Here is a 7,839-nt window from a genome sequence, read left to right on the forward strand (position 1 = left end):
GTCAGCTCGGTCCGGCCTTGTAACCGACGCCACGGACGGTCACCACGATCTCCGGCCGCTCCGGGTCCTTCTCGACCTTGGAGCGCAGCCTCTGGACATGGACATTGACAAGGCGGGTGTCCGCCGCGTGCCGGTAGCCCCAGACCTGCTCCAGGAGCACCTCACGCGTGAACACCTGCCACGGCTTGCGGGCCAGCGCCACCAGCAGGTCGAACTCCAGCGGCGTCAGGGCGATCGACTGCCCTTCCCGCTTCACAGAGTGACCGGCCACATCGATGACCAGGTCACCGATGGTGAGCTGCTCCGGTGCCGGCTCCTCCGAACGGCGCAGCCGCGCCCTGATCCGTGCCACCAGCTCCTTTGGCTTGAACGGCTTCACGATGTAGTCGTCGGCGCCCGACTCGAGGCCGACCACGACATCGACGGTGTCGCTCTTCGCCGTGAGCATCACGATCGGCACCCCGGACTCCGCCCTGATCAGGCGGCACACCTCGATACCGTCCCGTCCGGGCAGCATCAGGTCCAGGAGCACCAGATCGGGCTTGGTCTCACGGAAAGCGGCCAGCGCCTTGTCGCCGTCGGCTACGAAAGACGGCTCAAAACCTTCACCACGCAACACAATGCCGAGCATCTCGGCCAGTGCGGTGTCGTCATCGACGACAAGGACTCGTCCCTTCATAAACGACATCATCCCATTAGCTAATCGTTACCTGGCGTGACCTGGCACACAGCTCGGCTAGCGCCTGCGCCGTGACGGGCGACACGGCGCCCTCTTCGGTGACGATCGCCGTCACCAACTCGGGCGGCGTCACATCGAACGCCGGGTTGTACGCCTGGGTCCCCAGGGGTGCCACCGGTATCCCGCCTCCCGCTTCCGCCCCCGCCACCGGCACCTGTGGTGCTGTGATCTCTGTCACTTCATGTCCACCGCGCTGCTCGACCTCGATGGACGCCCCGTCCGGGGTGTCCAGGTCCACGGTCGTCAGCGGCGCCACCACGATGAACGGCACATGGTGATACCGGGCCAATACGGCGAGCGGATAGCTCCCCACCTTGTTCGCCACCGAACCGTCGGCCGCGATCCGGTCGGCTCCGATCAGCACCGCGTCCACCTCTCCGGCCGCGAACAGCGAACCCGCCGCGTTGTCCGTGAGCAAGGTGTACGCCATTCCGTTGCGCGCCGCCTCATACGCGGTCAGCCTCGCACCCTGCAGCAACGGCCGCGTCTCGTCCACCCACAGCCGGCGCAGCTGCCCCACCCGGTGCGCCGCGAGGGCCACCGCGAACGCCGTGCCCTCCCCGCCGGACACCAGCGCCCCGGTGTTGCAGTGGGTCAGGATCCGGTGCCCGCCGCCCGGCACCAGCTCGTCGAGCAGCGCCAGCCCGTGCCCGGCCATCCGCGCGCTGGCCTCGGCGTCCTCCCGGTGCAGCAGGCGCGCCGCGGTGAGCGCGGCCCCCGCGGCCTCGCGCTGATCACCGCCGCCGGCCAGGGCGGCCCGGTACGCGGCCCGGGCCCTGCGCACCCCCACCCCGAGGTTCACGGCGGTGGGCCGGGCGCCGGCCAGTGCGTGGGCCGCCTCGTCCACGTCGAAGCCGCGTACGGCGGCGAGCGCGACGCCGTACGCCCCGGCGATGCCGAGCAGCGGTGCCCCGCGCACCGCCAGCGAGCGGATCGCCTCCACCAGCGCGGGAGCATCCGTGCACACCAGCTCGACTTCCTCGGCCGGCAGCCTCGTCTGGTCGAGAAGGACCACGACCGGGCCTTCTGGTGGTTCCTCCCAGCGGATCGCCGGTATCTCCGTCGGCCGGTTGTCTTCGCCGGATTGCGCGTACTGATCAGCCATCCGCCCAGTCTGCCCCTTACCCGGCAGACAATTGAAGGTGTGCAGCCCACACGACCCCTGGTCCCCGGCCGCACACACCGTGGCACGATGGCTGCCAACCTGCCGCCGCGCCCGCGGACGGGCACCGTGAAGGAGCGACGATGAACGACACTCCGGGCTGGGCCTCGCCCGGATCTGCCCCCTCCGACGGGCAGGAGCCGGGCACCACCGGCCCTGCGCAGCCCACGGACCAGAGCGGCACGGACCAGAGCGGCACGGACCCGAGCGACTCCACGTCGAAGTGGTCCAAGGAACAACCCCCGGCCGGCCAGTGGACGGCGCCCACGCCCCAGAGCCCCCCAGGGACCCCGCCACAGCCGTCCCCCGGCCCCGGCTGGGGCGGCCGTCCCCCCGCGGGCCCTGGCGGCCACACAGGCCCTGGCTACGGAGCGCCGGGGGGATACGGCGGCGCCCCCACCGGCTGGGGAGGCGGCTGGGGCGGTCCCCCGCCCGCGGCCAAGCCCGGCGTCATCCCACTCCGCCCGCTCGGTGTCGGCGAGATCCTCGACGGCGCGGTCTCCACCATGCGCACGTACTGGCGCACGGTCCTCGGCATCTCGCTGACCGTCGCCGTCGTCACGGAGATCATCGTCGTGCTGCTCCGGGGCCTGGTCCTGGACAACACCGGCAGTGCGGACGTCCTCAACGACCCGAGCGCCACCGCCGGCGAACTCGGCCGCGCCCTGGGCGACTCGATGACCGAGTCCGGGGTCGTCGCCCTGGTCACCCTGGTCGGCACCGTCTTCGCCACGGCCCTGCTCACGACCGTGACCAGCCGCGCGGTGCTCGGCAAGTCCGTGACCACCGCCGAGGCCTGGCGCGACGCCCGTCCCCGGCTGCCGCGGCTGTTCGGCCTGATCTTCCTGCTGCTGCTGATCGGCGTCGGGCTCGTCGCCGTAGGTGTCGCGCCCGGCATCCTGGTCGCCGTCGCCGGCTCGGCCGGCGCGGGCGCCGCCCTCGCGGTCCTGGGCGGCCTCGGGGCGAGTGTCGTCGCGATCTGGCTGGTGATCCGCTTCTCGCTCGCCTCGCCCGCCCTGATGCTGGAGAAGCAGAGCATCCGGAAGTCCCTGAGCCGCTCCGCGAAGCTGGTCCGCGGCTCGTGGTGGCGCGTCTTCGGAATCCAGCTCCTGGCCACCGTCATCGCCAACATCATCGCGATGATCATCGTGATCCCGTTCGCCGTGGTCGCCGGGCTGTTCAGCGGCGACGGTGTGTCCGGAATCGTCGACGGCACCGGCGGCCTCGGCTGGACCTTCCTCATCATCAGCGGGATCGGCTCGGTGATCGGATCCATGCTCACCTTCCCGATCAACGCCGGCGTCACCGTGCTGCTCTACATCGACCAGCGCATCCGCCGCGAGGCCCTCGACCTCGACCTGGCCCGCGCCGCCGGCCTCCAGGGCTACGGCACCACCGGCCCAGGCACCACCCCGGGGAGCTGATGCGGTGAGTCCCGCGGGGGGAGTTCTCACAACAGCGGTGACGGCGCTGCCACAGGCCGGCGAGACGACGGCACAGTGGCTGTCGCGCTCGGCCGACACAGCCGTACTCACGCTGTCGCACACCGGGCTCTCAGGGGCCCTGTCACTGGCACGCTCCGGCGACGAACCACCGCTGACGACCCCGCGCGACCCCGCGCGGGAGGCCGCCCGGCGCGAGCTGTCCAAGCGGATGTACCACGAGAACGACCAGAGCCTGTTCGAGCGCGCCCTCAACGCCTTCTGGGACTGGGTCGACAAGCTCCTGGGCGCCGCCTCCACCGGCACCCCCGGCGGCCTGCTCGGCCTGGTGGTCATCGTGCTCGCGGTGCTGGCTGTCGTAGGAGCACTGTGGTGGCGCCTCGGCACCCCGCGCCGCGCCCCCGTGTCGTCCGCCGCGCTCTTCGACGACCGTCCCCGCAGCGCCGCCGAACACCGCGCGGCCGCGGAGGCACACGCCGCCCAGGGCCACTGGAACCAAGCCGTCCAGGAACGCATGCGTGCCGTCGTCCGCTCTCTGGAGGAGCGCGCCCTCCTCGACCCCCGGCCGGGCCGCACCGCCGACGAGGCGGCCGCCGAAGCGGGCCGCACCCTGCCCGCCCACGCGGACCGACTGCGCACCGCGGCCCGGGACTTCGACGACGTGACATACGGCGGACGATCGGCCGGCGAAGGAACGTACCGCAGACTCACGGCACTCGACCGCGACCTGGAGCGCGCCAAGCCGGCCCTCGCGAGCAGCGTCCACAGCACGGCCCACAACGCCGGCCAGGGAGCCGCCGAATGACCACCGAGGCCACGCTTCCGTCCACCACGGCCTCGCCCACCGCCCGCCAGGTGTGGACCCGCTCGCGGGGCGTCCTCCTCGCGTTCGTGATCCTCCTGGCGGCCGGCATCGCGATCGCCGCCGTCCGCTCCAGCTCCCAGCACGGCCGACTCGACCCGCGCTCCCCCGACCCCTACGGCAGCCGCGCCGTCGCCGAACTCCTCGACGACCGGGGGGTGTCCACGCGCGTGGTCACCACCGCGGACGCGGCCCGCGCCGCCGTCGGCCCCGACACCACACTCCTGATCGCCGCCCCCGATCTCCTGACCCCGCGTCAGCAGTCCCTCCTGCACACCGCGACCGAGAACTCCGGCGGCCGTACGGTCCTGATCGCCCCCGAGTCGGCCTCCGTCGGCACCTTCGCCCCCGGAGTCACCGCCGATCTCGCGACCGGCTTCGACTCGACGCTGTCCCCCGACTGCGAGCTGCCGGCCGCCCGGCGCGCGGGCACGGCGGACACCGGCGGCATCCGCTACTCCACCGCGGACCCCGAGGCCGACGCCTGCTACCCCAGCGACGGCCTGCCCACCCTGCTGCGCATCCCGGCCGCCTCCGAGGACGGCGACACGGTCCTGCTCGGCGCCCCCGACATCCTCTTCAACGACCGCCTCGACGAGCAGGGCAACGCCTCCCTCGCCCTTCAACTGCTCGGTTCCCGCCCCCACTTGGTCTGGTACCTCCCCTCGCTCTCCGACACCTCCGCCACCGACACCGGCGAGCGGAGCCTCTTCGACCTGCTCCCCTCGGGCTGGCTCTGGGGCACGCTGCAGCTCTTCATCGCGGCAGCCCTCGCCGCCCTCTGGCGGGCACGCCGGCTCGGCCCCCTCGTACGCGAACGCCTCCCCGTGGCGATCCGCGCCTCCGAGACCGTCGAAGGCCGCGCCCGCCTCTACCGCAAGGCCGACGCCCGCGACCGCGCGGCCGGCGCCCTGCGCTCCACCACCCGCACCCGCCTCGCCCCCCTCGTCGGCGTGGCCCCCGCCCAGGCGCACGCGCCCGAGGCCCTGCTCCCCGCCCTGTCCGCCCACCTCCAGGGCGACGGACAGGCCCCGCATTCCCTCCTCTTCGGCCCGCCGCCCAGCGACGACGCGGCCCTCATCGCACTTGCCGACCAACTCGACGCCCTCGAAAGAGAGGTACGCCGTTCATGATGGACCCGACCACTGACAACGCCGGGTACGCCGGGGACGCGGCCACCGCCCGCTCCTCCCTGGAGTCCCTGCGCACCGAGATCGCCAAAGCCGTGGTCGGCCAGGACCCCGCCGTGACCGGTCTTGTCGTCGCCCTCCTCTGCCGCGGACACGTGCTCCTCGAAGGAGTCCCCGGAGTAGCCAAAACGCTGCTCGTCCGCGCCCTGGCGTCCGCGCTCGAACTCGACACCAAGCGCATCCAGTTCACCCCGGACCTGATGCCGAGCGACGTCACCGGCTCCCTCGTCTTCGACTCGCGCACCGCCGAGTTCTCCTTCCAGCCGGGCCCGGTCTTCACGAACCTCCTCCTGGCCGACGAGATCAACCGCACCCCGCCCAAGACCCAGTCGTCCCTGCTCGAAGCCATGGAGGAGCGCCAGGTCACGGTGGACGGCACCCCGCGCCCGCTCCCCGAACCGTTCCTGGTCGCCGCGACCCAGAACCCGGTCGAGTACGAGGGCACGTACCCCCTCCCCGAGGCCCAACTGGACCGCTTCCTCCTCAAACTGACGATCCCTCTGCCGTCCCGCGAGGACGAGATCAACGTCCTCACGCGCCACGCCGGGGGCTTCAACCCGCGCGACCTCCGCGCCGCGGGCATCCGCCCGGTGGCCGGCCCCGCCGACCTCGAAGCCGCCCGCACAGCCGTCGCCAAAACGGCCGTCTCCCCCGAAATCACCGGCTACGTAGTCGACATCTGCCGTGCCACCCGCGAATCGCCGTCCCTCAACCTCGGCGTCTCCCCGCGCGGCGCGACCGCGCTCCTCGCCACAGCCCGCGCCTGGGCCTGGCTGACCGGCCGCGACTACGTCATCCCGGACGACGTGAAGGCCCTCGCCCTGCCCACCCTCCGCCACCGGATCCAGCTCCGACCGGAGGCCGAAATGGAAGGCGTGACGGCCGACTCGGTCATCAACGCGATCCTCGCCCACGTCCCCGTCCCCCGCTGATGGCACTCACCGGACGCGCCGCCCTCCTGGCGGCCCTCGGCTCCCTCCCCGTAGGCATCTGGGAGCCGAGCTGGACGGGCATCCTCGCGGTGAACGGCCCGCTGGCCCTGGCCTGCGCCTGCGACTTCGCCCTGGCAGCACCCGTACGCCGGCTGGGCCTGACCCGCTCCGGCGACACCTCGGTACGCCTCGGCGAGACCGCGGAGGTCACCCTGACGGTCACCAACCCGTCCGGCCGCCCGCTGCGCACCCGCCTCCGCGACGCCTGGCCCCCGAGCAGCTGGGAACCGGGCACCGAGGTCGCCGCATCCCGCCACCGCCTCACCGTCCCCGCAGGCGAGCGCCGACGTCTCACCACCCGGCTGCGCCCCACCCGCCGCGGCGACCGCCACGCCGACCGCGTCACGCTCCGCTCGTACGGCCCTCTCGGCCTCTTCGCCCGCCAGGGCAGCCACCGAGTCCCGTGGACGGTCCGCGTCCTGCCGCCCTTCACCAGCCGCAAGCACCTCCCGTCGAAACTGGCCCGCCTGCGCGAGCTCGACGGACGCACCAGCGTGCTGACCCGCGGCGAGGGCACCGAGTTCGACAGCCTCCGCGAGTACGTCCCCGGAGACGACACCCGCTCCATCGACTGGCGCGCGACAGCCCGGCAGACCACGGTGGCCGTCCGCACCTGGCGCCCGGAACGCGACCGCCACATCCTCCTGGTACTCGACACGGGCCGCACATCGGCGGGACGCGTCGGCGACGCTCCCCGCCTCGACGCCTCCATGGACGCCGCCCTCCTCCTGGCCGCCCTCGCGTCCCGCGCCGGCGACCGCGTCGACCTCCTCGCCTACGACCGCCGGGTCCGCGCCCTGGTCCAGGGCCGAGCCGCAGGCGACGTCCTTCCGTCCCTCGTCACCGCGATGGCGACCCTGGAGCCGGAGCTCATCGAAACCGACGCACGCGGCCTCACCGCAACAGCACTCCGTACGGCCCCGCGCCGTTCCCTGATCGTCCTGCTGACCAGCCTCGACGCGGCCCCCATCGAGGAGGGCCTGCTCCCCGTGCTGCCAGGCCTCACCCAGCGCCATACGGTCCTGGTGGCCTCGGTGGCCGATCCGTACATCGCCCGCATGGCGACCGCCCGCGGCCGGGCAGAGGCGGTGTACGAGGCGGCAGCCGCGGCCCAGGCCCAGACGGAACGTCATCGCACGGCAGAACAACTGCGCCGGCACGGAGTCACCGTCGTCGACGCCATCCCGGACGAACTGGCACCGGCTCTGGCCGACGCATATCTGGCCTTGAAAGCTGCGGGCCGCCTGTAAGCGTCGGAAAGATCTGTAAGCACAAAGAAAAAGGGGGGCCTCTTTCCCAAGAGGCCCCCTGAAATGCAGAAAACCCCCGTACCAGGAATCCCGGTACGGGGGTTTTCTTCAAAATTTGTTCGGCGGCGTCCTACTCTCCCACAGGGTCCCCCCTGCAGTACCATCGGCGCTGTGAGGCTTAGCTTCCGGGTTCGGAATGTAA

Annotated in this window: 7 protein-coding genes and 1 rRNA gene; 5 read left to right on the forward strand and 3 right to left on the reverse strand. The window is 72.4% G+C overall.

Annotated elements, in window-relative coordinates:
* Position 1 precedes the first annotated feature (1 nt).
* Positions 2-691 carry a two-component system response regulator MtrA gene (gene mtrA, locus ACFVYF_RS37150; RefSeq protein WP_220784158.1) on the reverse strand — a complete coding sequence of 230 codons (690 nt, stop codon included), beginning with the start codon at positions 689-691 and terminating at the stop codon, positions 2-4.
* Positions 692-695: 4 nt separating this feature from the next.
* Positions 696-1,844: an S-methyl-5-thioribose-1-phosphate isomerase gene (gene mtnA, locus ACFVYF_RS37155; RefSeq protein WP_389462469.1), complete on the reverse strand. Its 1,149-nt coding sequence runs from the start codon at positions 1,842-1,844 to the stop codon at positions 696-698.
* Between the two features lie 140 nt (positions 1,845-1,984).
* Here mtnA and ACFVYF_RS37160 point away from each other — a divergent pair, with 140 nt between their 5' ends.
* From ACFVYF_RS37160 to ACFVYF_RS37180, 5 genes are read left to right on the forward strand one after another with little or no spacing between them, the layout of a single operon-like run.
* Positions 1,985-3,325, forward strand: a complete 1,341-nt coding sequence (locus ACFVYF_RS37160; protein ID WP_389462470.1) for a glycerophosphoryl diester phosphodiesterase membrane domain-containing protein — start codon at positions 1,985-1,987, stop codon at positions 3,323-3,325.
* Positions 3,326-3,329: 4 nt separating this feature from the next.
* A complete protein-coding gene (locus tag ACFVYF_RS37165; protein WP_389462471.1) occupies positions 3,330-4,148 on the forward strand; it encodes a DUF4129 domain-containing protein in 819 nt (272 codons plus the stop codon).
* On the forward strand, positions 4,145-5,338 hold the full coding sequence (locus tag ACFVYF_RS37170) for a DUF4350 domain-containing protein (RefSeq protein WP_389462472.1): 1,194 nt from the start codon (positions 4,145-4,147) through the stop codon (positions 5,336-5,338). The genes ACFVYF_RS37165 and ACFVYF_RS37170 overlap by 4 nt, the downstream gene beginning before the upstream one ends.
* The gene (locus ACFVYF_RS37175; protein ID WP_389462477.1) at positions 5,338-6,327 is read left to right on the forward strand and encodes an AAA family ATPase; all 990 of its coding nucleotides are present in this window, start codon (positions 5,338-5,340) and stop codon (positions 6,325-6,327) included. Before ACFVYF_RS37170 ends, ACFVYF_RS37175 begins: the two co-directional genes overlap by 1 nt.
* Entirely contained in the window at positions 6,327-7,637 is a 1,311-nt protein-coding gene (locus tag ACFVYF_RS37180; RefSeq protein WP_389462473.1) for a DUF58 domain-containing protein, read from the forward strand. The genes ACFVYF_RS37175 and ACFVYF_RS37180 overlap by 1 nt, the downstream gene beginning before the upstream one ends.
* A 117-nt stretch (positions 7,638-7,754) precedes the next feature.
* Here ACFVYF_RS37180 and rrf read toward each other — a convergent pair.
* Positions 7,755-7,839, reverse strand: a 5S ribosomal RNA gene (rrf, locus tag ACFVYF_RS37185); the annotation flags it as partial.

It is taken from the genome of Streptomyces sp. NPDC058274 (assembly GCF_042881375.1).
GTDB lineage: Bacteria > Actinomycetota > Actinomycetes > Streptomycetales > Streptomycetaceae > Streptomyces.